Here is a 24,325-nt window from a genome sequence, read left to right as displayed (position 1 = left end):
CGCCGGGCAGGGAAACGTCCATTGGAAGAGCAGACAAAATGCCGTGCGCTGCGCATGTTCCGCAGGCGAACGGCGTCCGCCCACGGCAGCGAGCCGGCCCACCAACGGACTTCGTTCGCGGCCTGCGATTGCGCCGACCGCATGCTCTTCCCGTCGTCCTTCACGTTTCGCCGAAGTGCGCTGGTCAAGTACTTGCCGCGGCGAATGGCATGAGTTCACTCGCCGCACCGGCGCCTGCCAACATTTCTCCGTCGCGACGTTGGCGCCTCGCCGCCGGTGTCGCCGTGCTGGTTGACGTCCCTGCCTGCGTCGTCTTGCACGTCTCGGGCGTGTCACTCGAATTTGCCCAGGCCGGCGCTTTCGCCTTGGCGATGCTGGTGGCCGCAGTGCTGCTGCGCGGCGCACTCGGGCGCGACCGGCTGGCGACTTCGCTGTTTGTCGTGGCGATTGCCTATCCCCTGCGGGCCGGCGTGCTTTCGCTGCTCGCCGCGCAGTTTTCTTTGCCGCTGGCCATTGTTCCCGCGGCGCTGGCAGGCGGCTTGGCCCTGCTGCTCGGTGGCTCAATGCTGGCCGGCGACAGGCAGCCCGACTTCACCGTCGCGGTACCACTGGCGATCATCTACCTGCTGCTGCTGCGCCTCGTCTACCTGGGGCAGATCGAACTGGCGCCACAGGAGGCGTACTACTGGAATTACGCGCAGCATCTCGACATCGGTTACCTGGATCATCCGCCGCTGGTGGCGTGGCTGATTGCCGCAACGCTTGCCTTCGGCGATGGCGAGTTCTTCGTCCGTCTGCCGGCGGTGCTTGCGTGGACCGTGATGCTCGTTTTCGCCGTCGCTTTCGTGCGCGACCTGGCGGGCCGCGGCGCTGCGCTACGCAGTGCCCTGCTGTTGGCAACCCTGCCTTTCTTCTTCGGCATCGGCGTGATGATCACACCCGATGCTCCGCTTGCCGCAGCCTGGGCAGCGGCACTGTTCTTTCTGCAGCGCGCGCTGCTCGGCGGCCGCCGGGCGGCCTGGCTCGGAGCCGGCGTGGCGATCGGCATTGGCATGCTCGCCAAGTACTCGATGGTGCTGCTGCCAGCCGCCGCCTTCGTTTTCATGCTGGTCGACGCCGGTTCGCGCCGCGCGCTCCTCTCACCCTGGGCGTGGGGTGGCGTGCTGATCGCGCTGCTGACCTTCTCGCCGGTGATCGCCTGGAACCTGCAGCACGACTGGGCGTCGTTCAGCTTCCAGGGCTCGCGACGGCTGGCCGCAGATGCGCCGCAGTTCAGTCTGCATGTCTTCCTCGCCTACGCCCTTGTGCTGCTGACACCGCCTGGGGCACTCGCCCTGTGGCGCCTGTTGCATCCAGGCGGTGGCCGGTCGGCGGGGGCGCCGACGGCGCCGGAAAGTGACGCCGCCGCCCTGCTGGCAGGGCGGCGGCGCCTGTTCCTGCTGGTCTTCACGCTGCTGCCGCTGCTCGTTTTCGCGCTGTCGAGCCTGCGCGCGGAGACCAAGTTCCACTGGACCGGGCCGATCTGGCTGGCGCTCCTGCCGGTGCTGGCAGCGACGATGACGCGACCGGGCCTGGGCGACGGCCGGCTCGATCGCCTGCTCGCGCGCAGCTGGGTGCCGCTGCTGCAGGTGCTGATCCTGCTCTACGCCTACGGTCTGTTCTACTATCCGGTCTGGGGGCTGGCCGGCTTGCGCGCGCATCACCATTACCTCGAGATGGGCTGGCGCGACCTGCGCGCGCAGGTGCAGGACATCGAGGACGCAGTGCTGGCGGAAACCGGACGGCGCCCTTCGGTAGTCGGACTCGACAAGCACAACACGGCCGACGAGATGGCGTTCTACGACCCGCGTGGCGACGGCGCGCGCGATACTGCGAGCCGCCACCTGTTCGACAATGCGGGCGCGGTGATGTATGAATACTGGTTCCCACCCACGACCTTCACCGGCCGCGATCTGATCGTCGTCTCGCGTTCGCGCGACGACCTCGAAGACCAGCGAGTCACTACCGCCGCCACCCGTCTCGGTCCGGTGCAGGAACTCGTCGCGACGAAGGGCGGTGTGGCGGTGGGAACCTACTATGCGCGGGTCGTCTATGGCTATCGCCCGCCGGCGTGGCTGAAATGAACCTGAAGCTGCAACGCGCGATCGATCGCTACCTGGGCGTACCGCTGTGCGCCCTCGCCTCGCTGCTCGACCGGCTGCGCTCTCGCTGCGCGATGCCGCAATTCCCGCCGCGGCGGATCGTCGTGATCCTGCTCTCGGAGATGGGCAGTCTGGTGCTTGCGCAACCGATGTTCGCCCTGCTGCGCGCGCGCTACCCGGGCGCCGAACTGCACGTCATGTTGTTCGGCAGGAATCGCGACGTGCTCGACCTGATGGCCAGCGTTCCCCCGGAAAACGTCATCGCCATCGACGATCGCTCGCTCGGCGGCCTGTTGCGGACGCTCCTTGCCGCGGTGCGCAGGGTCCGCCGGCTGCGCGCGGATGCCGTGCTCGACTGCGAGCTCTTCGCGCGCATCAGCAGCCTGCTGTCGTGGCTGTCGGGAGCGCCGCTGCGCGTCGGTTTCCATCGGCATACGCAGGAAGGTCTGTACCGAGGTTCCTTCATCAACCGACCGGTGCTCTACAACCCCTATCGCCACCTGTCGTTGCAGTTCCTGACGCTGGCGCGTGCGCTCGAGTCGCGCACGCATCCGCTCGACAAGGAAGGCTTCGAGCACCTGCCGCTGCCGCTGCCGCTGCCGGTGTTCGCCCCGGGCGAGGTCGAGGCTTTCCACGCGCGTCTGACACGGGACTTTCCACGGCTGGCGGGACGGCGGTTGGCGCTGGTCTATCCCAGTGGCGGCATCCTGCCGATTCGCGCCTGGCCCATGGGCAACTGGCAACAGGTCGTCGCCGGCCTGCTCGCCGAGGACTACGCGGTAGCGATCATCGGCCTTCCCGCCGACAAGCCACTCGGGCGGGCGCTCGCCGACGCCGTCGCACAGGCCGACTGCACCGATCTCACGGGCTATACGCGCTCGGTGCGCGAGCTCGTCGCGCTGCTCGGCCAGGCCGCGCTGCTGGTTACCAACGACGGCGGACCGGCGCAGTTCTCGTCGCTCACCGCAGTACCGACCGTGGCGCTGTTCGGGCCGGAAACACCGCTGCTCTACGGGCCGCTCGGCGAACACGCAAGCTGCCTGCACCTCGCGCTTGCCTGCTCGCCGTGCCTGACCGCGTACAACCACCGCAATTCGCCGTGCGACGGCGACAACCAGTGCCTGCAGCGGATCACTGCCGAGCAGGTACTGGCCGAGGCGCGCGTCGTCGTCGCCCGTGCGCGTCCGCGCGTGGCGCCGGATTCGGCATGATGCTGCTCGAGCGTCTTCATCACCTGCCGCTCGTCGGCCGCCTGTTGCGCCACCGCTTCATCAAGTTCGGCGTGGTCGGCGCTTCCGGGACGGTGGTCAATGTGGCGGTGCTCTACCTGGCGCAGGAATTCATCTTCCGCGCCATCGAGCCGGCGTCGCTGCGCCTCAACGTCTCGCTCGCCGTCGCGATCTTCATCGCGACGATCAACAATTTCCTGTTCAACCGCGCGTGGACCTGGCTCGACCGGCGCCAACACGTGCACACGCCGCTGCTGGTGCAGTTCGGCCAGTACGCGATCGCGTGCTGGCTCGGCATCGCGCTGCAGTTCGCGTTGACCCACGCCTTCGCCAGTCGCATGCACTATCTGCTGGCGAACGTGCTGGCGATCATCCTCGCGAGCGTCGCCAATTTCGTCGTGAACGACCACTGGACCTTCGGCCGTCTGCGCATGCTGATCCACCGCTGGCGTCACGGCCGACACGGTACGCAGCCCCGCGAGTAGACGCCGTGCGGGCAACCGCCCGCCGCCTGCTGACCGCCGGGCGGCGCCTGAGTTGGCCGAATTCCCGGAAGCAGCGCATTTCCTATTCACGCGCAAGTCGGATCGGTTCATACTGTAAGGCTCCCCGGGCGCGAGGCCGACACCGAGCCGGCTGTCGGCGAGCCGCGCCACGGCGCGTTAACCGGCGCAGCGCGAGAATGCGCGTCTGGATTCCCGGGGAAGCGGCACTCGATGCCCGGGTAACTGGAGGACAGTCATGAAGATCGATTCTACGGAGTTTGGCAGCATCTGCATCGGAGGTATCACCTATGCGCACGACGTCTTGATTCGCCTGTCGGGCGAGGTCGAGAAACGCAAGAAGAAACTCTCCAAACAATACTACGGCAGCTCGCACACCATTTCACGTGACGAGGCCGAATTCATCTATGAGCCGGGTTGCGAGACACTCGTCCTGGGCGCCGGGCATTACGGCAACGTCCAGCTCTCGTCCGAAGCCGAGGCATTCTTCGCCGAGCACCACTGCCGCGTGATCCTGCAGCCGACGCGCGAAGCGATCCGCACCTACAACCGCGCCGAAAGTGGCACCGTCGGCCTGTTCCACGTCACCTGCTGAGCGCACGGGCGCGGTCGCCCGGCAGGGGAGCGCCCTGCCCGCGGCGAGAATCCGGTGTCGGGCTGCGATCTAGCTCGGAACACCCTGGCCTGAAAAGATCCCGATAGACTGCCACGAGAGCGTCGCCACACGCTGCGCGCCGCCGTCCCCGCGCGCCGCACGAGCAAGTGGGGCGACCGCTCGGATTGCCGGCAGACCGCCATATTCATGGACAGTGGCTCGGCAAATCGGCCATAATCGAAAAATCCGTCCACCGTATCTGCCATGAAGTTCCTTTTCGACCTCTTCCCCGTCATTCTCTTCTTCGTCGCATACAAGTTTGGCGGAATCTACCTTGCAACCGGTGTGGCGATGGCGGCGACAATCGCGCAGATCGCCTGGTTGTGGTTCAGGGGTCGCCCGATCGACAGCATGCTCTGGGTGAGCCTGGTCATCATCATGGTTTTCGGCGGCATGACCCTGATCCTGCAGGACGAAACCTTCATCAAGTGGAAACCGACGGTACTCTACTGGGCGTTTGCCGTGACGCTGCTCGGCGGTACGCTATTCCTGAAGAAGAACCTGATGCGTACGCTGCTCGCCGGACAGATGGATCTGCCGGAGGTCGCGTGGACGAAACTCAACTGGTCGTGGATTGGCTTCTTTGTCTTCATGGGGGTCGCCAACCTCTTCGTCGCGTTCAATTTTTCGACCGACGACTGGGTCAACTTCAAACTGTTCGGCGGCATCGGGCTGATGCTGGTTTTCGTGCTCGCGCAGGGGCTGCTGCTGTCGAAGTACATCGAGGAGAACAAATGATGCTCTACGCCATCATCGGCGAAGATCGCCCAGATTCGCTGGCCGACCGTCTCGCTGCGCGGCCGGCGCATCTCGAGCGCCTGCAGGCACTGCAGGACGAAGGCCGCCTGCTCGTCGCCGGCCCGTTTCCTGCCATCGACTCGCCCGATCCGGGACCGGCCGGTTTCTCGGGCAGCCTGATCATCGCCGAGTTCGCATCGCTCGAGGCCGCCAGAAACTGGGCGGATGCCGATCCCTACGTCGCCGCCGGCGTGTACGCGGCAGTCGTCGTCAAGCCCTTCAAGAAGGTTCTGCCCGCGTGAATTTCGGTCGGACCTCTGCCGACGAGGTCGACGTGGCAACGGCCATGCGCCGCGAACTCGCGGTGCTGGCGCCGCTCCGCCTCGAAGTGATCGACGATTCGGCCCGCCACGCCGGGCACGCGGGCGCCCGCGGCGGCGGTGGCCACTACCGCCTGTTGATCGTCTCGGCCGCCTTCCTCGGCAAATCGCGTCTCGCACGCCACCGCCTGGTGCACGCTGCGCTCGACGAGCTGCTGCGCAGCCGCATTCATGCCTTGAGCATTCAGGCGCTGACCCCTGCGGAAGTCTCGTCTGTGTCGTCGATCGCTTCCTGATTCCCCCGCTTCACCCCAACCACCCCCACAGAAGGAATACCAGAAATGTACAAGCTCTCCAGACTCGCCAGTGCGCTGCTGCTCGGCTCGCTTCTCTCGGTCCCGGTACTCGCCGCCGACAAGGCTGCGGGCGGGGCCGTCGCCACCGTGAACGGGGTGGCGATTCCCCAATCCGTGGCCAATGCCTTCGTCGCCGAGCAGAAGGCGCAAGGCGCTCCCGATAGCCCCGAACTGAAGAACGCGGTGCGGGAGGAACTGATCCGCCGCGAGCTGCTGGTGCAGGAGGCGAAAAAACTCGGTCTCGACAAGCAGCCCGACGTTGCGGCGCAGGCGGACCTGGCGCGGCAGGCGATCTACATCCGTGCTTTCGTTCAGGATTTCGTCAAGAAGCATCCGGTCAGTGAGCAGGAACTCAAGGCCGCCTACGACAGGATGAAGAGCCAGATGGGCAACACCGAGTACAAGATTCGTCACATTCTGGTCGAACAGGAGGATGACGCCAAGCTGATCATCGCCAACCTCAAGAAGGGCGCCAAGTTCGAGGATCTCGCCAAGCAATCCAAGGACCCGGGGTCGAAGGACAAGGGTGGCGACCTCGGCTGGGGTCCCACGGCGGGTTACGTGAAGCCCTTCGCCGACGCAGTCGCCGGCCTGAGCAAGGGCAAGTATACGGAGACTCCGGTCAAGACCGACTTCGGCTACCACGTGATCCTGCTCGAGGACAGCCGCCCGCTGACCGTCCCGCCCTTCGACCAGGTCAAGCCGCAACTGGCGCAGCGCCTGCAGCAGGAGCAGCTCCAGAAGTACGTCAGCGAACTGCGCGCGAAGGCGAAGGTCCAGTAATCGCCTTCCTGCGCCGCAAGGCTTCGGCACGCCGGCGAAGGGCGGCAGCGCCCGGCGGCGTCGCCGGCAGGGGGGCCTTCCGCGGCGACGACATCCGTCGCGGCAGGCCGCGTGCAAAGCGCCCGCTGCGGTCGGCAACGGGGTGCTCACCCGAACTTCGGGAGGGGTGATGAAGAAGGATTGTGTCGCCGCAGACGACGCGCTGCCGGTCGAATACTCGTCACCGCCCTGTTACGCGCACGAGTTTCCCGGCTACTTCGGGGAAGACGAAGCCGATGCCGATTCCCGACCGACACCGCACTGCACGGACCGGCCATCGGCAGAGCCACCCGACGCCACTCTGCCGCAGGCAGGCTCGTCGGCCGACGGAAAATCGCGGGGGTAGGTGAGGGGATTGTTTGCCAGCGGGCCGGGGAGCGCGTGATGCAGAATATCCGGGGGTACCTGGAGACCCGCCTCAAGTGCAGGGACGATCCTGCCAGGAGCAAGGTGGCGCCAAAGAGTGACCGCCGTTTCCTCGGATTCCCCACCGCGGCGCGAAGATGTGCTGGAGCGACAAGGCGCTGGCGAACTTCGAGCACCGGGTCAGGGCATCGAGGGGGCGTACTTGGGGGATTTCCACGACCAATCGGCTGAACAAACTGGGGAACTTCCTGCGGGCTTGGTTCGGATACTTTGGCATCAGCGAGTATTACCGGCCGATTCCGGAGCGGGGCGAGTGGCTGCGCCGCCGCGTGCGTATGTATTACGGGGAACAGTGGCGCTGGCTGCCAACGAAGATCGGCCACCTGGAGGCTTTGGGCGTCCGTCGGAAGACGGCGATCCCGCATGGCGTCAGAAGCAAAAGCTGCTGGCACAGGGCGCGCACCGCGGCGGTACTGCCGCTTCTGTCGAATGCCTGGCTGGCGGCGCGAGGTCTCCTCAGCGTCAAGGCCCTGTGGTGCAAGGCCCGGGCTTACTCGGCTCAAGTCATTTCGTCGAGCGTGCCAAATCGTTGAACCGCCTACTGCGGACCCGTACGGTGGGTGATGGGGGGCCGGGGGAGAGAAACCTCCGACTACGCGATTAGGTGCCAATCCCGATCGACGCTCAGTCCTGATCGCTGGGAACTTCCCACACGCCGGTCGCTGCATACTTGGTGAGAGCGTCTTTGGCCTTCTTGATCCGCTCATACTCTGGGTGTTTTCTCAGCCGCTGCTTCAATTCCTCAACATACTGGTTGGCAAGCATGCACCCCTTCTGCTCGCCATCGTGTCTTCTGACCGCTGCTGTATGGAGTTCGGAGAGCGTAACTATCGGATAGGCGTTTCCGATCTCTGCCTCGGTTGCATCCAATCGCAGGAGTATCTCTTTCGCTTCTGCAACGAGCGAGTTCGCTCTGGTCCGACTCTCCGACTCGACGGCGAGGATCAGGAGTTGCTGCGCATATGCGTGCTCCGTGTGGCTAATCCGATAAGCCTGAACCGCGGTCTTAAGCTTCTCCATCGCCTCCAAGTGCATTCCTTGGTCTCTAAGGGCAAGGCCGAACTGCAGCCAGAAGAGACCGTCGTTCTCGAAGTTCTTCTGAAATGCCTTATATACACCCAATACCATGCTCTCATCGCCGTCGAATGTGTTCTTAAGGAACCGGTGATTCAACGTGAACTTGAAAACCTGCCCGGCTCCGCGTGTCACATATCGACGGATTGGGCTCGGGTATACGGTATAGGCGGCCAACAGCGCGTGTATTGCACGCTGCTTGTCTTCTGACCCGATGGTGGTCTCGAACAGGTGCTCGACGTAGACGGGATGGCGGACTACGAGCGCGTCTCCCAAGCGGTGCACGACACCCGACAGCTTAGTGAGAAGTGAGTCGATGCCTTCAGGTATTCCGAGGTGGCGAGAGGCACGGGACACGATAACCTCTGGAATCGCCACACGATGAATCGTGCCCAAGCCGACCAGTAACACGAAGCCTTTCTGAGCGTCGTCCGGTAGAGTTTCGTAGTCGTTTGCGATAATGCTTTCGAAGCCCACGCCGGACGTCGCTTCCAAGAGACCAATAAGCAGTTGCCGCTTGGCCTTCTGCAGCAACTCGTCGACGCGCTTTTTCTGTGGCATCTGCCCGAGTCTCGTCCAAGGACCAAACTGCTCGAGCTTCTCGAGAATGCGTTTGGCCTCGGCCTCATTGATAGTCGAGAGGCGAAACTCCTGGGCACAGAAACGACCCATCTCACCTTTGATGCGGCTTACCCAAACATTCTGCCGTTCAGTGCAAACAAGCACACACTTCTTCAGTCTCTCACGGGTGAGCAGATCCTTGATTTCATCTGTCACCTGCGAAATGCGGTCTACGAGAAAGAAGAAGCGTCCCTCGTTGGAGGCTTCCAGGGCCTCCAACGCTTCGCCGAGGTCGTCAGTCGGGGACAGTAGGAAGTAGACAGGATCCGCTGTGCGGTCGCACAGCCATAGCCCCAACGCCATCAGCGCAGTCGTCTTTCCCGATCCAGCTGGACCCGTGATCAGGAACATCCTTTTCTCGGGTGCCGCACTGAGGATCCACTGTCTCAAGGGATGGTAAGCATCCAGTTCCGCGGGTACGCCATCGATCAAATCCTGCCAGGTCGGCTTGAAACCTCGATAAAAATCGCGTATCTGTCCTGGTTGCACTTGCGCTCTGTCGGTCGGTGCGAGCAGTTCCCTACGTACAGGTAATACCTGCTCGAACAGTGCCGCGTATCGCGCCTGGTCTGGCTTGGCGACCATCGCTTTCAATTGAGGTAGAGAAGTGGTCGCGAAATCCCACGGTGTCGGGTGCTTCGGAAATTCCTTGTTCAACCACTCGGCGAAGTCGCTTACAGTCCCCGAGATGTGCTGAAGCCGCAGTGACTCTAAGCTCTGCTTCTCGATCTCGGTCGCCTCGCGTGTGATTACGTAGCCGGTTCCTTCCATAGCGCCAACCGAAGCTCTGTGGCGCTCGATCTGGTGAAAAAAGATCGGTTCGTTCAACCGCGTGCCAATGAACAGGAATACGTAGCGGAAGTAATCTTCTGCGAGCTCCTGGTACCAGAGTGGAGGAAAGGCCGAGGCGGCCCCATACTCCTGAGGTGAAAAGATCACACCGTCTGCCTGTCTGTGGACGCAACCGTTGAGTTTGACGTACTCCATCTCCTCATAGAGAGGATGCCTATCCTTCACTCGATCAAATCTGTATCGAATGTTAAGACGCTGGGGAGATGCGCTCCGGAGTGCAGCCTCAAGGGCATCATCGATGTTGAGGGTGTAGACACGAGGCCAGGGAAAACTCGCGATTATGTTGTAGGCTTTGGAGGGACGGCAGTGGCCAAAACATTCCTCCAGCAGAGGCCACGTGGAATCACCCAATCGTGCCTTGACGGCTGCGTACACTACTGGAAGTGACTCGCCTGAGTAGGTGAAACCTGCCTTAGCAGCCAAGTGCTCTGCCAACTCATCCGAAGTTCGCAGCTTTTTGCCATCCCGATTTAGGCTATCGGCAGACGCACCAGCCCCAAGGAGAAGTACAAGCTTCCCGTTCTCGATCGCGTGCTTTATAGCAGGTGTCACTCTTGATGATTCCGTAAGCGCGACTGGCGCCTAACAAATGGCGGCGTCTATCTGCCGCGCCGAAAGCACCTGGTCCAAGCTCTGGCGCTTCCGCGGCAGACAAATCTCGTTGGACTGAAGCGCCTTGATGGCAGTACTCATGGAGATTGTAAGCGTCCCGCAGCGGGGGTCAAGCCGTGGGCAGCGTTCAGACGCGCTGGCGGGGTGCGAGGGCATCTCGCGTTGTCGCGGGAGCATCACCCGAGTCAAGCGGGCCGTCGGGTTGGGGCAAACTCGGGTCGGGATGCTGACTTCGGCGTCTCGTCGGCGCGTCAACCCCCGACAGCCTCGACCGCCAGGCGTCACCCGGCGTCCCCCGAGGCTTCTCGCCTTGGTTCAGCCGTTCTCAACGCTGCGACAGGCGGCGATCGCCCGCCGCACCCTGGCCTTTGCGGAAGACAGGACGTGCTTGGCGAGGTACGCCGGTCCGTGCCGGCGGAAGACCTCGGCCAGCGTCACTGGCGAGGACTCAGGCGAGCGGGGCGAGCAGTTCCAGAAAAGAGGGGTTGCCCGTCAGCTTCGATGGCGCCAGACGCAGATAGCGCGCGGTGGTCGACCGAGGACCACATGGCCAAGGAGCCGGCCGATGCGGTAGAGAGACCGCGGTCAGGTACCCGCGTGTCTGGAGACCGGGTTCTTTCACATCAAGGTTCCAGGCCGATACGACGCTCATCGGTTTCGGGAAACGGGTATTCCATGTGACGGGCCGTTGCCCGCGCGATGTCTTCGCCGAGATGGTTGGCGACAATCTGCAAGGCCATGTCGATTCCTGCCGAAATGCCGGCCGAAGTGATGATTTTTTCCTGCTGGACGACGCGAGAAGTGTGATCCACCGTGACTCGGGGGAACAGTTCCTGCATCAGTTGCAGCGAACGCCAATGCGTCGTCGCCCGCAAGCCGTCGAGCAGACCGGCCTTGCCGAGAATCAAGGCGCCCGTACAGACGGACGCCAGGGTTTCGACCTGCGCCGCTTGCGCGCGGACGAAGGCGAGCATCGCGTCGTTGTGCATTTCGCTGCGGGTTCCCCAGCCACCCGGAACGACCAGGATGTCGAGTGGCGGGCAGGCAGCAAAGGTGATGTCGGGGATCACCTTCATGCCGCCGGTGGTCGTGACCGGTCGCTCGAACTGGGAGACGAGCCATGTCTCGAAAGGGGACGTCTCCTCGCGGCGACGCTCCTCGTTTTCGCGCGTAACTGAAAAGACTTCAAAGGGACCACAGAAATCGAGAACTTCGATGTCATCGAAGAGGACGATGCCGAGCCGCTTGCGGTTCATTGGATTCCTCCAGAGGAAGAGTTTCGGTCCGTCGCGCCGGGAATACACGGCCTCACGCGGAGGCGAACCGTCGCCGGCCCATTGGCGTGACAGTTCAATCCGGCAGCTCCGGCATCCGGGCGAGACGGGCTTTCTCTCCCCGTTCGCCCGCAGCCACGCCCGCTTTCAGCACGCTTGCCCGGCGGCGGAATGTCCAGCGCGCGACCCTGCCGGTCTCGAGGAACCGCAGGGGCCATCGCAATCGATGACGTCACCGGGAAAAATCAGCCGAGCGATCGGCGCGAGACGTTGGCAACAGAAGGCAGTTCGCGGGCGCCGCGGTGGTCAGGCGCCTTGCCGCAGCGGGGGAGGGCAGGTTCACGATTCGGCGGACGCGTTGTCCGAGGTCCGCTCGCGCAGATATTCGCCAAGGCTCTTGGCCATCGAAACGAAGTCCGACGGAATCATCATCACCGTCGTGCTGTTGTTCTCCGCCCCGACTTCGGTCACCATCTGCATGCGTCGCAGTTCGACCGCCACCGGATTGTTCGCCATCAGCAGCGCTGCCTCCGCGAGCATGGTCGAGGCTTCGCGTTCTGCTTCCGCCTTGATGATGCGCGCGCGCTTCTCACGAATCGCCTGCCTGCATCGCCATGACCTCCTGCATGGCCACGGGCAATTCGACGTCCTTCATTTCGAATCGCTCCACTTCGACCCCCCAGGCGCCGGTCGATTCGGCGATGTTCGCGCGCAACAGGCTGTTGATCTTGTCGCGCTCCTGCAGGACCTCGTCGAGATCGTGCTGGCCGATCGAATTGCGCAGGCTGGTCAGTGCCAGCTGATACACCGCGGCAGGGGCATCGGCGACGCGGATGACCGATTTGGCGGCATCGGTGATGCGATACCAGAGGACCGCATTGAGCTTCACCGTCACGCTGTCGCGCGTGATCGTCTCCTGCTGCTCGGCGGACACCGTGCGCGTACGGATGTCGATCGTCACCGCCCTTTCGAGGCCCAAGGGGATGATCCAGTACAGGCCCGGTCCGCGCAGGGCGACGTAGCGGCCCAAGCGGAATACCACGCCACGTTCGTACTCCTGCGCGATGCGCAGCCCCGTCAACAGCACGATCACCAGGACAATTGCGACAATTTCCGGAATGCCCACGCGATGCCTCCGAAGGTCGAGAAGCTCATGCCTTCATCTTATACCCGAAGACTCGCGTTTGCCGGCTTGTTGTGCCAGAAGTGCTGGCCCAGGGCAGAGCGGCGCCCGCCGCAGCGGGCCGCCGCGCGCGAGAAGTCAGGTGGCCGCCTTCAGCAGAGCAAGCGATACCTCTTCACGCATTTTCACCGTGGAGGGGGTGAGCTCTCGCTCCGACAGACAGTTGAGCCAGGCTTTCAGTGGCGTCGCGCGGTAGAAGCGCTTCTGACCAGGGCCGAGAAAGTCGGTCAGATCCGCTGGCTCGTCCGGATACAGCAGGGCAAAGGCCTTGCTCGCCTCGGCCGGATCGCTGACCTCCACCGCCGTGCATTGCAGGTAGAGGCATCGCCGGTTGTTGGTGCCACGCCTTCTTGTCGAGTCAAAAATCGTCAGGAAGGCTCTCGGATTGCTCGCCAGGTTCAGCGAATGGACCGCCTTGATCCACGAAGACCAGTAGAGATTCAAGTCATCGTCCCGGGCTGCCCACACCGGACTGTTCCAGGGTTGCCCATCGCTTTCGGTGGCGACGTTGAAGTACGGCGGGCCGGCAAGCACTTCGAGCGCCCGCTGCGCGAGTTCGTGATCGGTCATGATTGCTCCTTCTGCAAGCGTAGGACCAGGGTTGTTCAGTCGCGACGGAAACGTCCGCTCCCGGCGCCGGCGCTTCCGCCGCGGATCGACGCCCCTGGACCGAAGCGCCTCGACGGCGCTGCATCTGGAGATTGTAGGCGGCTCACCGGCGGGGTCAACACGCGGGCACGGCGCACGGTTCGGATACCTGCGCCGCAACCGGGCAGAGAGCGGGGCAGTTCCTACGACGCGGCGATTTCGCTGGCTGCCACGCGACTCGCCTCCTTTGCCGCTTCGTCGAGCAACCATTCGCGGAAAGCGACGACAGCCAACTGTTCGGCGACGGCCATGGGAGCCACGAGATAGAAGGCGAGGTGCGCGCGCAGGGGCGTGGCAAAACGGGATGACGAGCCGCCCGGCCTCGATTTCCCTGCGCGCCACAGGCTCCATGGCCAGCACGAGTCCCTGTCCGTCGCACGCCGCTTCCAGCGCCAGCGATACATCGCGGAAACGCGGTCCGTGGTGCGGCTTCACTCCGGTCACGCCGGCGACCTTGAACCAGTTCTCCCAGGTCGGCCGGATTGCTTCGTCGGGGATCGTCTCGTCGTGGAGCAGCACGTGCCAGCGCAAGTCCTGCGGTACGCGCAGCGGCCTTTTCGAGCGCAGCAGCGACGGACTGCACATCGGAAAGTAGTCGGCAGCGAAGATGCGGTCGACTCGGCAATCCTTGTAGTGCCCATAGCCAAAGCGAACGGCGATGCTGGTGCCGCCGTCGGTCTCGACGACATCGACCGGGGAGCGAGGGCTGCGTTTCGCGACATCGATCATCTTGAAGCTGCTCGAAAGGTGCAGCTCCACTTCCGGATGCGCCTGATTGAAAGCAGTCAGCCGCGGCACCAGCCAGCGTGCGGCGAAGGTCGGCGGCGCAGTTACCGACAGGATGGTGACCTCCGGTGCGGCGCGCCTGAGATCGACCGCGGCCTTCAGGCACTTAAGTCCCTCGCTCACCTTCGGCAGGAGTGTCTCCCCATCGGCGGTCAAGGCCAAGGCGCGGGTCAGGCGGTGGAAGAGTTGCACCCCGAGACTGTCTTCCAGCGCCTTGATCTGGTGACTCACCGCAGTCGGTGTGACGAAGAGCTTGTCTGCCGCCTGCTTGAAGCTGCCATGACGGGCAGCCGCCTCGAACGCGCGCAAGCCGTTCAGGGGAAGAGACCGGTAGGTCATATGGGTGAAATCAATTCATCCATCGGGTGAGAATTGATCATTTGCTGCGCCGCAGCATCGGCCCTATATTGCCAATATGAAATCGATGATTCTTGGATAAGCCGGAGGTTGAGCAATCATGAAGGTCGCGTTCTATTTGGTGGCCGTGTATGGGGCACTGGGATTCCTGGTTGCGACATGGGGCCGGGCGGCGATTGACAAGTAACGGCAGAAGCATCCGCGCTAGCCCGCAGCGAGTGCGGTGGGATTCGGCCCCAGGCACTGCCGAGAGCGACGGGTGCCGGCTCACCGCGATGCCGACGGTCGGATATCGCTCGAAAAGCCGCGTTGATGGGGTGGCGAAGTGCGCCATCACGCGGCCGCTTCCCGTTGGCAGCCACGACCGATTCGGATTCAACGTCGGTTCCACCTCAGTCTCCTCCCAGACCGTAGCGTACGAGCTTGCTGCGCAGGCCGACGCGGGAAAGTCCCAGTTCGATTGCGGCGCGCGACTTGTTCCAGTGATGGCGAACCAGCGTTTCCTTGATCAGTCGCGCCTCTAATGCATCCAGGCGGCTCTTGAGGCTGCCGTCGATGCCGTTCGTCGGTTCGACCGGCGCGCTCTCGGCATGCGAACCCTTGCGCAGCACCCGTCGGCTGAGGAGCTCGGCGCCGAGCACGGCGTCGGCTCCCAGCGCGAGCATGCGCAGTACTTCGTTCTGCAGCTCGCGCACATTGCCGGGCCAGTGATAGGCGCGCATACAGGCAAGAGCCTCGTCGGAGAAGCCTTCGACGTGCTTGCCGAGCGCCGAGATGGCGCGCTCCAGCAGTTTCTGCGCGATGAGCGGGATATCCATCGGCCGTTCGCGCAGCGGCGGGATGTGTATGGTGATCGCCGAGAGCCGGTAGTAGAGATCCTTGCGGAAGCGGCCGCGCTGGATGTCGTCCTCGAGGTTGGAGTTGGTGGCCGAGATGACGCGCACGTCGACGCGCCGCGAGCGCGTCGTCCCCACGGAGCGCACCTCGCCTTCCTGCAGTACTCGCAGCAGTTTCACCTGAAACGAGCGCGAAGTCTCGCCGACCTCGTCGAGAAAGATGGTGCCGCCGTCCGCCTGCTGGAAGAGGCCGATGTGCTCGGAGTAAGCGCCGGTGAAAGCGCCGCGCTTGTGGCCGAAGAGCTCGCTCTCCAGCAACTCGTCCGGGACGGCACCGCAGTTCTCGACGACGAAGCTGCCCTCGCCCCGACTGCTGCCGTAGTGGATGGCGCGCGCCACGAGTTCCTTGCCCGAACCGGACTCGCCGGTGATCAGCACCGGGATGTCGTAGGCCGCCACCTTGCATGCCGTGTCGACGACTTCGTTGAGCGGGCTGCCGGGTGCGCGCGTGATGCGGTCGAAGTGGTTCGCGCTGCGCACGGCCGCGCGCTGTACCGCCACGCGCCGCCGCAGGACCGGCTGAGCGGTGCGCAGTTCCAGGTGCAGCCGCTGCTCCTGGATTTGCATGGCATAAAGCTCGGCGGCGTTGCGCAGCGTGCACAGCAGCCGGTCCGGTTGCCACGGCTTCAGCACGAACTGGTAGATGCCGGCCTCGTTGATGCTGCTGATGAGGTCGTCCGAGTCGGTGTTGCCGGAGACTATGATGCGCACGACCTCGGGCCACTGCTCGCGCACCTGCTTCAGGAACTCGACGCCGTTCGTCCCCGGAATGCGCTGGTCGCACAGAATCACGTGCACCACTTCTCGCGTCATGATCGCGAACGCATCCTCCGCGCTTTCCGCGGTCAACACCTCGAATTCCTCCTCGAGGGTGCGTCGCAGTGTTTCCCGCGAGTGGACTTCGTGCTCGACGACCAGGACTGCCGGCAGTGCGCTCATTACGCGGCAGCCTCCGGCGAAGCAAAACGGTTGCCGCTGCGATGTACCGCCAGATGGCGAGGCGTCCACGAGTGGGGTATCTTGTTGACGAAGTTGTAGCGGGCGATGTGGTAACTCGAGTCGAAGCCGTAGAAATTGCGCTGCATGCGTGCCAATTCTTCGGCGCGGTGGGCGGCGAGCGGCCGCAGCCGTTCGTCGCTCGCTCGTCGCTCGCTCTTGTCGGCGAGCAAGGCAGCGAGACCGGGGTCCGCCGCGAGTGCGCGCGCGCGTGCCCGCACCTCGTCGACGAAGCTGCCTTCCGTTCCCAGGCACGCATCGATCAGGCCGACCTTCGCTGCTTCGCGGGCAAGCAGGGGAAAGCGGCGCTGCATGATCCTCTGGCCAGCTTCCCAGCCGAGCCGCCGCGGCAGCGAATAGCTCCAGTATTCCGAGCCGTAGAGGTTTCCCATGTTCTTGTAGTGCGGGTTGAGCACCGCGCCGTCGCGCGCCCAGACCTGGTCGGCGGCGAGTGCGAGAAAGACGCCCCCGGCTGCGGTGTTCCCCTGCAGTGCCGCTACGGTCAGATGACTGCCACAGGTGAGCAGGGCGAGCGCGACGTCGTCGATGGCGTTGATGTTGCGCCATGACTCGTCCGCCGGGCTTTCGGCAGCCTCGATGACGTTGAGATCGATCCCGTTCGACCAGAAGTCCTGCCCGCCCATCAGCACGATCACCCGCGTCGGACGCCGCGTGGCCTGCGCGAAGGCGTGGCGCAGGCGTTCGCACTGTCCGGTGGACATCGCGCCATTGTAGAAATCGAAGTGAAGGTAAGCGACCGTGCCGTCTTCCTCGTACCAGAGGTCATGCCAGGTACTGCAGTCGGCAGGCGAGAAATCATCGACAGGCGCTTCGGGCAGTTCGTCGGCGCGCGCGCCGAGCACCATCGTCGCCGGCAGCTTGCAGCGGCCGGGGCCGGGACCCCCGGCCAGTCGCAGGTGCGTGATCCACACCGCGCCGTCGCGGGTCGCGCGCAGGATCGCACCCGCCCGCCGGGCGATGAGAGAACCCGGCGCGACGCCGCGCAGCGTCGCTTCGGGATGGGCGTCGTAGAGGTAGCAGGGCAGGCCCTCCACCTCGTCGAGCAAGCCGGGGTCGCCGTCCGCCGCCCGGATCTTCGCGATCACCGTGGCCATGTCGTCGCGTTCCCAGTCGATGCGACGGTCGGCCTGGCGCATCGGCGGTTGCGGTCGGCCGCGCAGGTCGCGACGGCCGTAGTCGAGCGGTTGCGGTCGGAAGCCCGGCAGGAACAGTCGGTCGAGCGCGAGCAGTACGGCTCTCAGGGCTGCCTCGGTCACCTCGAAGCGGTAGAGGCTGCTCTTGCGTGCTGCCCGCATCGGAAATTCGACGCTCGCCCAGACGTCGCCGGCGTCCATCTCCGCATTCGCCTGCAGCACGGTGACCCCCCACGAAACTTCTCCCTTGCTGATCGCCCAGTCGAGCGCGGAAGGTCCGCGGTCGCCCTCGATGCCGGGGTGCACGACGAGGCATACTACCTGGCGCCACACCGCTTCGGGGATGGCACGTTTGAGGTATGGCGCGAGAACGACGTCGGGCCGGAACAGCGAGACGGCCTCCTCGGTCACGCTGTCGGCAATGTCGAATTCCACCGAGAGATCGTGGCCACGTGCCGCGAGCTCGGCAAAGAGCCGCTGCGTCAGGCTGTTGAACGAGTGTGCAAGCAGCAGGATTCGCATCGGACTCAGCGAGGCGCGCGCGGTGAGGGGCATGGGGTGCAGGAGCGAAGGGCGTGCGCTGCCGACGGGCACCGTTTCTTCTGTGTCGCGCGATCGCTCATGTTCACGTTTCGCCTTCAGCAGATCCGCGGCAACTGTTCGCCGCTGAGCCAATCGACCATGCGGCGGCCGCCGAAGGCGGTTTCCATCTGCACGAAGCAGCGCGCGTCCTCGACCACCTCGCCGATGATGGCGGCACCGCTGCCCAAGGGATTCGCCTGCATCGCGTGCAGCACTGCGGCCGCCCTTTCTGCCGGGCAGATGCACACCAGCTTGCCCTCGTTCGCGACGTACAGGGGATCGAGACCGAGCAGCTCGCAGGCCGCGGCCACTTCACGGCGGACGGGGATCGCATCTTCCCGCAGCACCATGCCGACGCCGGACTGCAGTGCAATCTCGTTGAGCGTCGTCGCCAGCCCGCCGCGAGTCGGATCGCGCAGGCAGTGAATGTCCGGTGCCACGCTGAGTATCTCCGCGACCAGCCGATGCAGCGGAGCCGTATCGGAAAGGAGGGACGTGGTGAAGCCAAGATTGGCGCGCATTGACAGGACGGTCACCCCGTGATCGCCGACCGGTCCCGAGAGGAGGATGGCATCGCCGCGGCGCGCGCGATCTCCGGCCACCTGCACTCCCTCTGGCACGACGCCGAGACCGGTGGTCGTGATGAACACGCCGTCGCCCTTGCCCTGCTGGACCACCTTCGTGTCGCCGGTCACGATCGCCACGCCCGCTTCGCGTGCCGCGCACGCCATCGACTCGACGATGCGCTGCAGATCGCCGAGCGGAAAACCCTCCTCGAGGATGAAGCTCGCCGAGAGATAGAGTGGCTGCGCTCCCGCCATGGCGACGTCGTTGATCGTGCCGTGCACCGAAAGGCAGCCGATGTCGCCGCCGGGGAAGAAGAGCGGCGAGACGACATGGCTGTCGGTTGCCATGACGACGCGCCCCACTGGCAGCGGAAAACACGCGCCGTCGTTCCCTTGCCGCAGCCACTCGTTGTCGAACGCACGCACGAACATCTGCTCGATGAGCTGCGCCATCGCGCGTCCGCCGCTGCCGTGTGAAAGGTCGACGCGACCGTGCCGTACGTCGAGAGGGCGCAGGTAGGCGGTTTTCGTGGCGCCGTCCATCAGCTCACCCGGCGTTCCCTGCGCGCGTCGCCGCGGCTGTAGGTGTAGTGGGCGGCGCACGCGCCTTCGGCGGACACCATGCAGGAACCGATCGGGTTCTCCGGGGTGCAGACCGTGCCGAACAGTCTGCACTCGGTCGGCCGCCTGACCCCGCGCAGGATTGCGCCGCATTCACAGCCCCTGGCGTCGGGAACCGGGCAATAGCCGAGAGCGAAGCGGGTCTCCGCGTCGAAGGCGCGGTAGGCCTGCTTGATCCGCAGCGCGCTGTAGGGGAGCGTGCCCAGACCGCGCCAGTCGAAGCTGCGGCGCAGCTCGAACACCTCCGCCACCAGTGCCTTCGCTTTTTCATTGCCGGTCACGGTGACGGCTCGTGAAAACTCGTTCTCCACCTCGGACCGCCCCTCGTTCACCTGTTGCACCAGCATCAGGATCGCCTGCATCACGTCGAGCGGTTCGAAGCCGGCGATGACGACCGGTTTCCGGTACTCCTCCGCGAAGAACTCGTACGGCTGTGACCCGATCACGGTGGACACATGGGCCGGCCCGATGAAGCCGTCGAGGGGGACGGTGCCGAGCTTGCGCACCTCGGGAGACTCCAGGATGCTTGCGATGGCTGCCGGGGTAAGGACGTGATTGCAGAAGACCGAGAAGTTCTCCAGACCGAGCGCCGCGGCCTGCCTGATTGCCGCCGCCGTCGGCGGGGTCGTGGTCTCGAAGCCGATGGCGAGGAATACGACCTCACGTTCCGCTTCGGCGCGGGCGATGCGCAGCGCGTCCAGCGTCGAGTACACCATGCGCACGTCGGCCCCGTGCGCCCTGGCCTGCAGCAGGCTCATCCGACCCGAGGCCGGCACGCGCATCACATCGGCGTAGGTACAGAGCGTGACGCGACGTTCGAGGGCAAGCTCGAGCGCCGAATCAATGCGGCCGATCGGCAGCACGCACACGGGGCAGCCGGGACCATGGATCAGGTGCAGGTTCTCGGGCAGCAATCCTTCGATGCCGTAGCGCGCGATCGCGTGCGTATGGCCACCGCAGAACTCCATGAAGCGGTAGTGGCGATCGGGTCGGACGGCAGCGTGCAGCGCGCGCGTGAGGCCGCGTGCGAGTTTGCCGTCGCGGAACTCGTCGACGTATTTCATGGCGCTGCCGGCGCTCCCAGGCCGCCAAACTGGGCGAAGAGTTCGAGCGTGCGCCTCGCCTCGTCCTCGTCGAGCTTCTGCAGCGCATAACCGACGTGCAGGATGACGTAGTCGCCGACCGCGACATCCTCCACCAACGCCAGCGAGATCTCTTTCCGCACGCCACCCGCGTCGACGATGGCCATCTCGCCGGGGCCCAGTTCCACGACCTGCACTGGAATTGCTAGGCACATGCTGCGAACTCTGCGAGCGCGGCCCTGGCCGCGATCCAGGCCTGACCGAGCGCAATGCCTCCGTCGTTGGGCGGGGCGTGTCGCGCTTCGAGCACCTCGAAACCGAGCGCAGCCAGCCGGGTCCGCAGCGTGCGGCAGAGCAGGTGGTTCAGGAAGCAGCCGCCACCCAGGGCGATCCGGCGAATGCCCTGGTCGTCTGCCGCGCGCCCGGCCCACTCCGCCAGGGCGGCCGCGAGCGTGGCGTGGAAGATGGCGGCGCCTCGCGCCGGATCGGCGATGTCGAGCAGGCGCGCGAACAGCGGCCTGAGGTCGAGGAGGTTGTCCGCGGTCACCGCGACCGCATCGCTCAGTGTATCCGCCGCACCATGCTGTTCCGCCAGTCCTTCGAGCAGCATTGCCGCCTGCCCCTCGAAGGCGGCTCTGGCCCTGATGCCGTACCACCCCGCCACGGCATCGAACCAGCGCCCCATGCTCGACGCCGCCGGACTGCACACCCCCTTGTCCAGCATTTCGCGCACTGCCTCGCCGGCATGCCCGGGGAAACGCCGCCGGATTTCGTCGCCACGACCGATCGCATGCAGCGCCGCTGCGGCCATGCGCCACGGTTGGCGCGCCGCCGCATCGCCGCCCGGCAGCCTGAGCTCGACGACGTGCCCGATCCGCTCGCAGTGCGCTCCGTCGACGCGCAGCAGTTCGCCGCCCCAGATGCCGCCATCGGGGCCGAGACCGACACCGTCGAGCGCCAGCCCGAGCACGGGACCGTCGACGCGATGCTCGGCGACCACCGCCGCAATGTGTGCGTGATGGTGTTGCACCGCCAGGCTGGGAAGCGCACGTTCCGTGGCAATCCGCAGTGCGTGGCGGGAGGAAGGGAAATCCGGGTGCAGGTCGTGGGCGACGATGGTGGGCTCCACTTCGAGTACGCGCAGCAGGTGGCTGACCGTGCGCTCGAATGCGGCGCAGGTCTTGGCGCTGTCGAGATCGCCCAGGTGCTCGGAGAGAAACGCCTGATCGTCGCGTACGACGCAGATCGTATTCTTGAGCAGCGCGCCGAGTGCAAGCGTCGGCGGATAGGCGCGATCGAGGCGAATCGCCTGCGGCGTGTAGCCGCGCGCCCGGCGCATGAGCCTAAGCTCGCCCGCGCCCTCGCCCTGGCGTGCGACCGAGTCGTCGCAGCGCACGACGATCTCCCGATCATGGAGGAGATAGGCGTCGGCGATGCCGGCGAGGCGGTCGAACGCCTCGTTGTCGTCGATGACCAGCGGCTCGTCGTGCGGATTCGCGCTGGTCATGACCAGCACCAGCGGCTGCGGCGTTTCCAGCCAGGTCGTCCCCTCTGGTCGGCCGGCCGCCTCGTTCCAGAGCAGGTAGTGCAGCGGGGTGTAAGGCAGCATCACGCCGAGCCAAGCCAGTCCCGGCGCCACCCCTGCGAGCAGCGTGTCGCATGCGTCGCGCTTGCGCAGCAGGAGAATCGGCCGCTGCGCTGCGGTGAGCAGTCGCACTGCGTGCTCGTCGAAGTCGACGAGCGGCGCCAGCGAGGCGACGCCGGCGACCATCACTGCGAACGGCTTCTCTTCGCGCTGCTTGCGCCGCCTCAACTCGGCCACCGCCTGTGCGTTGCGCGCATCGCACACGAGGTGGAAGCCACCGAGTCCCTTCACCGCGATGATCTGCCCGCGCTCGATACGCGCCAGTGCCTGGGCGCAGGCGTCGCCGTCCACTGCCGAGCGGTCCGGGCGAAGGAGCGCGATCCGCGGTCCGCAGCGCGCACAGGCGGTAGCCTGTGCGTGAAAGCGCCGTGCGCCCGGATCTTCATACTCGGCGCGGCATGCCGGGCACAGGCCGAAGGCTGCCATGCTCGTGTTCGGGCGATCGTAGGGCAGTGCCCGGGTGATGGTGTAACGCGGCCCGCAATCGGTGCAATTGATGAGCGGGTAACGGTAGCGTGGGTTCGACGGGGAAAGCAGCTCCTCCAGGCAGGCGTGGCAGACGGCGGTGTCCGGCGTGATCGCCGTCCGGCTGCGTCCGCCCAGACTCCCAGCGATGACGAAGCTGCTCTCCCCGTGTACAAGCGCCGCGATTCCGCTCGCCAGCGAATCGATGCGCGTGAGCGGTGGCGCCTCCTGCTCCAGCCGCTGGCAGAAATTGTCCAGCGCGGCGCTGCTGCCCTGCACGTCGATCGCGACGCCGGCACCGTCGTTACGCACCGAACCGGACAGTGCGAGTTCGTTCGCCAGCCGGTAGACGTAGGGTCGGAAGCCGACGCCCTGTACCTGCCCGCGAACACGCAGGTGCAGGCGTGCCGTCGCGGCGGATCGCAACGTGGCAGGCAGGTCGTCCGGCTGACCCAACTTGCGCTCGCTATGGCTGCGGGGTCGTCGCCGCGAGTCGGGCTTCGAGTTCCGCCACTCGCTGGCGCAGCGCTGCCACACTCTCCCGTCGTCGTGCCCGTGCGTCTGCGGCGTGCGTTTCGAGCCAACGCAGCCAATCCGGGAAACCTGCGCCAGTCGTGGACGAAATGCAGATCACCGTGATCGCCGGATGGACGCGGCGTGCATGGCCAGCGCAGCGTTCGACGTCGAAGTTCACGTATGGCAGCAGGTCAATCTTGTTGAGCAGCATCAGTTGTGCCGCACGGAACATGTCGGGGTATTTTAGCGGCTTGTCCTCGCCTTCGGTCACTGACAGCACGACCACCTTCGCCGCTTCGCCGAGGTCGAAGCTGGCCGGGCAGACGAGGTTGCCGACGTTTTCGATGAACAGAATGCCATCGTCGGCGAGGGCGAGGCGATCCAGCGCGCTGCCGACCATGCCGGCGTCAAGGTGACAGCCCTTGCCAGTGTTGATCTGCACGGCGGGTGCGCCGGTGGCGCGGATGCGATCGGCGTCGACGCTCGTCTGCTGATCGCCTTCGACGACCGCCGTCGGAAGTCTGCCGGCGAGTGCCTCGATGGTCCGCACGAGAAGAGTGGTCTTGCCTGATCCTGGGCTCGACACCAGGTTCAGCGCGAGCACTCCGCGGTCGGCAAAGACCTTGCGGTTTCGGGCGGCGAGACGGTCATTCTTGGCGAGGATGTCCTCTTCGATCTGTACCATCCGCGCCTGGCTGATGCCCGGTGCGTGTGCACCCGCCGGTCCAAGTCCGAAGTGCAGGTCGTTGGTGCCTGCCGTTGCGCGCTGGGTGGGTACGTGTTTCCCCGCGTGCACATGCGTGTGGCTGTGTATGCTGCCATCGGCGTGCCGGTGGAAGTGCGCGTGGCCGGCTTCGGCTGCGCGGTAAGCGGATTCCGGCGCGTCGCCGGTGTGGCCAGGGGAATGACTGCGCACCGTCGCGTCGGCGTGCCGGTGCTCCTGCTCGTGAGAAGCGTGCTCTTCGGGGCGCGTTTCACCCGCGCCGCAGCCACAGGTCGTACACATCGGTCCCCTCCTCGCCATTGTCGGGTCGGATTTTTTTATTTCCGCCCATTTTCGGAGCAAACCGGGGCGTCCATGTTGATCCACATCAATGAGAAGGCTGGGGACGACCCGACACAGCTTGCTTCGTTACTCTCCGTGGCCTCTTCACGGTGGTTCGCACCGTGGCCTGCAGGATTTCCCAGCAAGCTCGCCGGGGGGC

At 65.1% G+C, this 24,325-nt stretch carries 22 protein-coding genes; 10 read left to right on the top strand and 12 right to left on the bottom strand.

What is annotated here, in order from left to right:
* The first annotated feature begins 209 nt into the window (after window positions 1-209).
* The 10 genes from NFV80_RS14820 (at window position 210) to NFV80_RS14775 (ending at window position 7,723) form a co-directional block, all read left to right on the top strand.
* Window positions 210-2,123, top strand: coding sequence for a glycosyltransferase family 39 protein (locus NFV80_RS14820; RefSeq protein ID WP_295324446.1), 1,914 nt, complete (start codon window positions 210-212; stop codon window positions 2,121-2,123).
* Window positions 2,120-3,352 (top strand): glycosyltransferase family 9 protein, encoded by a 1,233-nt coding sequence (locus tag NFV80_RS14815; protein WP_296759163.1) that lies wholly within the window; start codon window positions 2,120-2,122, stop codon window positions 3,350-3,352. Before NFV80_RS14820 ends, NFV80_RS14815 begins: the two co-directional genes overlap by 4 nt.
* Window positions 3,349-3,855, top strand: a complete 507-nt coding sequence (locus NFV80_RS14810) for a GtrA family protein (RefSeq protein ID WP_296759160.1) — start codon at window positions 3,349-3,351, stop codon at window positions 3,853-3,855. Before NFV80_RS14815 ends, NFV80_RS14810 begins: the two co-directional genes overlap by 4 nt.
* A gap of 256 nt (window positions 3,856-4,111) precedes the next feature.
* Complete coding sequence (locus NFV80_RS14805) at window positions 4,112-4,468, top strand: MTH938/NDUFAF3 family protein (RefSeq protein WP_295324438.1); 357 nt, start codon at window positions 4,112-4,114, stop codon at window positions 4,466-4,468.
* 264 nt (window positions 4,469-4,732) lie between these two features.
* A complete protein-coding gene (locus tag NFV80_RS14800) occupies window positions 4,733-5,266 on the top strand; it encodes a septation protein A (protein ID WP_295324436.1) in 534 nt (177 codons plus the stop codon).
* Window positions 5,266-5,568 (top strand): YciI family protein, encoded by a 303-nt coding sequence (locus NFV80_RS14795; protein WP_295324462.1) that lies wholly within the window; start codon window positions 5,266-5,268, stop codon window positions 5,566-5,568. Before NFV80_RS14800 ends, NFV80_RS14795 begins: the two co-directional genes overlap by 1 nt.
* Before the next feature lie 44 nt (window positions 5,569-5,612).
* Window positions 5,613-5,882, top strand: a complete 270-nt coding sequence (locus tag NFV80_RS14790; protein ID WP_295324433.1) for a BolA family protein — start codon at window positions 5,613-5,615, stop codon at window positions 5,880-5,882.
* Between the two features lie 45 nt (window positions 5,883-5,927).
* Window positions 5,928-6,725 (top strand): peptidyl-prolyl cis-trans isomerase, encoded by a 798-nt coding sequence (locus NFV80_RS14785; RefSeq protein WP_295324430.1) that lies wholly within the window; start codon window positions 5,928-5,930, stop codon window positions 6,723-6,725.
* Window positions 6,726-6,894: 169 nt separating this feature from the next.
* Window positions 6,895-7,110 carry a hypothetical protein gene (locus NFV80_RS14780; RefSeq protein WP_295324428.1) on the top strand — a complete coding sequence of 72 codons (216 nt, stop codon included), beginning with the start codon at window positions 6,895-6,897 and terminating at the stop codon, window positions 7,108-7,110.
* A gap of 157 nt (window positions 7,111-7,267) precedes the next feature.
* On the top strand, window positions 7,268-7,723 hold the full coding sequence (locus tag NFV80_RS14775; protein ID WP_295324425.1) for a group II intron maturase-specific domain-containing protein: 456 nt from the start codon (window positions 7,268-7,270) through the stop codon (window positions 7,721-7,723).
* Between the two features lie 91 nt (window positions 7,724-7,814).
* Here the strand turns inward: NFV80_RS14775 and NFV80_RS14770 are convergent, their stop codons facing one another.
* The 12 genes from NFV80_RS14770 to hypB all read right to left on the bottom strand — a co-directional run bounded on the left by NFV80_RS14770 (window position 7,815) and on the right by hypB (window position 24,126).
* Entirely contained in the window at window positions 7,815-10,289 is a 2,475-nt protein-coding gene (locus NFV80_RS14770) for an SIR2 family protein (RefSeq protein WP_295324423.1), read from the bottom strand.
* 683 nt (window positions 10,290-10,972) lie between these two features.
* On the bottom strand, window positions 10,973-11,605 hold the full coding sequence (locus tag NFV80_RS14765) for a DJ-1/PfpI family protein (protein ID WP_295324420.1): 633 nt from the start codon (window positions 11,603-11,605) through the stop codon (window positions 10,973-10,975).
* A gap of 357 nt (window positions 11,606-11,962) precedes the next feature.
* Window positions 11,963-12,163, bottom strand: coding sequence for a hypothetical protein (locus NFV80_RS17485; protein WP_366143439.1), 201 nt, complete (start codon window positions 12,161-12,163; stop codon window positions 11,963-11,965).
* A gap of 49 nt (window positions 12,164-12,212) precedes the next feature.
* On the bottom strand, window positions 12,213-12,749 hold the full coding sequence (locus tag NFV80_RS14760) for an SPFH domain-containing protein (protein WP_366143438.1): 537 nt from the start codon (window positions 12,747-12,749) through the stop codon (window positions 12,213-12,215).
* A gap of 135 nt (window positions 12,750-12,884) precedes the next feature.
* Window positions 12,885-14,579 carry a LysR family transcriptional regulator gene (locus NFV80_RS14755; protein ID WP_295324414.1) on the bottom strand — a complete coding sequence of 565 codons (1,695 nt, stop codon included), beginning with the start codon at window positions 14,577-14,579 and terminating at the stop codon, window positions 12,885-12,887.
* Between the two features lie 410 nt (window positions 14,580-14,989).
* On the bottom strand, window positions 14,990-16,432 hold the full coding sequence (locus tag NFV80_RS14750) for a sigma-54 dependent transcriptional regulator (protein ID WP_295324411.1): 1,443 nt from the start codon (window positions 16,430-16,432) through the stop codon (window positions 14,990-14,992).
* Window positions 16,432-18,165, bottom strand: coding sequence for a hydrogenase maturation protein (locus NFV80_RS14745; protein ID WP_296759154.1), 1,734 nt, complete (start codon window positions 18,163-18,165; stop codon window positions 16,432-16,434). Before NFV80_RS14745 ends, NFV80_RS14750 begins: the two co-directional genes overlap by 1 nt.
* 116 nt (window positions 18,166-18,281) lie before the next feature.
* The gene (gene hypE / locus NFV80_RS14740) at window positions 18,282-19,334 is read right to left on the bottom strand and encodes a hydrogenase expression/formation protein HypE (protein ID WP_295324409.1); all 1,053 of its coding nucleotides are present in this window, start codon (window positions 19,332-19,334) and stop codon (window positions 18,282-18,284) included.
* On the bottom strand, window positions 19,334-20,476 hold the full coding sequence (gene hypD, locus NFV80_RS14735) for a hydrogenase formation protein HypD (RefSeq protein ID WP_295324406.1): 1,143 nt from the start codon (window positions 20,474-20,476) through the stop codon (window positions 19,334-19,336). The genes hypE and hypD overlap by 1 nt, the downstream gene beginning before the upstream one ends.
* Window positions 20,473-20,709, bottom strand: a complete 237-nt coding sequence (locus NFV80_RS14730; RefSeq protein WP_295324404.1) for a HypC/HybG/HupF family hydrogenase formation chaperone — start codon at window positions 20,707-20,709, stop codon at window positions 20,473-20,475. The genes hypD and NFV80_RS14730 overlap by 4 nt, the downstream gene beginning before the upstream one ends.
* Window positions 20,700-23,060 (bottom strand): carbamoyltransferase HypF, encoded by a 2,361-nt coding sequence (gene hypF, locus NFV80_RS14725; protein ID WP_295324401.1) that lies wholly within the window; start codon window positions 23,058-23,060, stop codon window positions 20,700-20,702. The genes NFV80_RS14730 and hypF overlap by 10 nt, the downstream gene beginning before the upstream one ends.
* A gap of 10 nt (window positions 23,061-23,070) precedes the next feature.
* Window positions 23,071-24,126 carry a hydrogenase nickel incorporation protein HypB gene (gene hypB, locus NFV80_RS14720; RefSeq protein WP_295324398.1) on the bottom strand — a complete coding sequence of 352 codons (1,056 nt, stop codon included), beginning with the start codon at window positions 24,124-24,126 and terminating at the stop codon, window positions 23,071-23,073.
* Between the last annotated feature and the right edge of the window lie 199 nt (window positions 24,127-24,325).

The organism is Accumulibacter sp., assembly GCF_023806565.1.
Taxonomy (GTDB): domain Bacteria; phylum Pseudomonadota; class Gammaproteobacteria; order Burkholderiales; family Rhodocyclaceae; genus Accumulibacter.
Note: the sequence above shows the minus strand (reverse complement) of the source record. Positions and strands in the feature narration are given on the sequence as shown.

Bases quoted from the DNA above. Each gene is read 5' to 3' on its own strand.
- NFV80_RS14750 (WP_295324411.1), bottom strand. From the start codon at position 16,432: ATGAGCGCACTGCCGGCAGTCCTGGTCGTCGAGCACGAAGTCCACTCG.
- NFV80_RS14805 (WP_295324438.1), top strand. From the start codon at position 4,112: ATGAAGATCGATTCTACGGAGTTTGGCAGCATCTGCATCGGAGGTATC.
- NFV80_RS14745 (WP_296759154.1), bottom strand. From the start codon at position 18,165: ATGCGAATCCTGCTGCTTGCACACTCGTTCAACAGCCTGACGCAGCGG.
- NFV80_RS14785 (WP_295324430.1), top strand. From the start codon at position 5,928: ATGTACAAGCTCTCCAGACTCGCCAGTGCGCTGCTGCTCGGCTCGCTT.
- NFV80_RS14800 (WP_295324436.1), top strand. From the start codon at position 4,733: ATGAAGTTCCTTTTCGACCTCTTCCCCGTCATTCTCTTCTTCGTCGCA.
- NFV80_RS14775 (WP_295324425.1), top strand. From the start codon at position 7,268: ATGTGCTGGAGCGACAAGGCGCTGGCGAACTTCGAGCACCGGGTCAGG.
- NFV80_RS14820 (WP_295324446.1), top strand. From the start codon at position 210: ATGAGTTCACTCGCCGCACCGGCGCCTGCCAACATTTCTCCGTCGCGA.
- NFV80_RS14815 (WP_296759163.1), top strand. From the start codon at position 2,120: ATGAACCTGAAGCTGCAACGCGCGATCGATCGCTACCTGGGCGTACCG.
- NFV80_RS14730 (WP_295324404.1), bottom strand. From the start codon at position 20,709: ATGTGCCTAGCAATTCCAGTGCAGGTCGTGGAACTGGGCCCCGGCGAG.
- NFV80_RS14755 (WP_295324414.1), bottom strand. From the start codon at position 14,579: ATGACCTACCGGTCTCTTCCCCTGAACGGCTTGCGCGCGTTCGAGGCG.
- NFV80_RS14810 (WP_296759160.1), top strand. From the start codon at position 3,349: ATGATGCTGCTCGAGCGTCTTCATCACCTGCCGCTCGTCGGCCGCCTG.
- hypB (WP_295324398.1), bottom strand. From the start codon at position 24,126: ATGTGTACGACCTGTGGCTGCGGCGCGGGTGAAACGCGCCCCGAAGAG.
- NFV80_RS14795 (WP_295324462.1), top strand. From the start codon at position 5,266: ATGCTCTACGCCATCATCGGCGAAGATCGCCCAGATTCGCTGGCCGAC.
- NFV80_RS14780 (WP_295324428.1), top strand. From the start codon at position 6,895: ATGAAGAAGGATTGTGTCGCCGCAGACGACGCGCTGCCGGTCGAATAC.
- NFV80_RS17485 (WP_366143439.1), bottom strand. From the start codon at position 12,163: ATGCTCGCGGAGGCAGCGCTGCTGATGGCGAACAATCCGGTGGCGGTC.
- hypE (WP_295324409.1), bottom strand. From the start codon at position 19,334: ATGGACGGCGCCACGAAAACCGCCTACCTGCGCCCTCTCGACGTACGG.
- NFV80_RS14765 (WP_295324420.1), bottom strand. From the start codon at position 11,605: ATGAACCGCAAGCGGCTCGGCATCGTCCTCTTCGATGACATCGAAGTT.
- hypD (WP_295324406.1), bottom strand. From the start codon at position 20,476: ATGAAATACGTCGACGAGTTCCGCGACGGCAAACTCGCACGCGGCCTC.
- NFV80_RS14790 (WP_295324433.1), top strand. From the start codon at position 5,613: ATGCGCCGCGAACTCGCGGTGCTGGCGCCGCTCCGCCTCGAAGTGATC.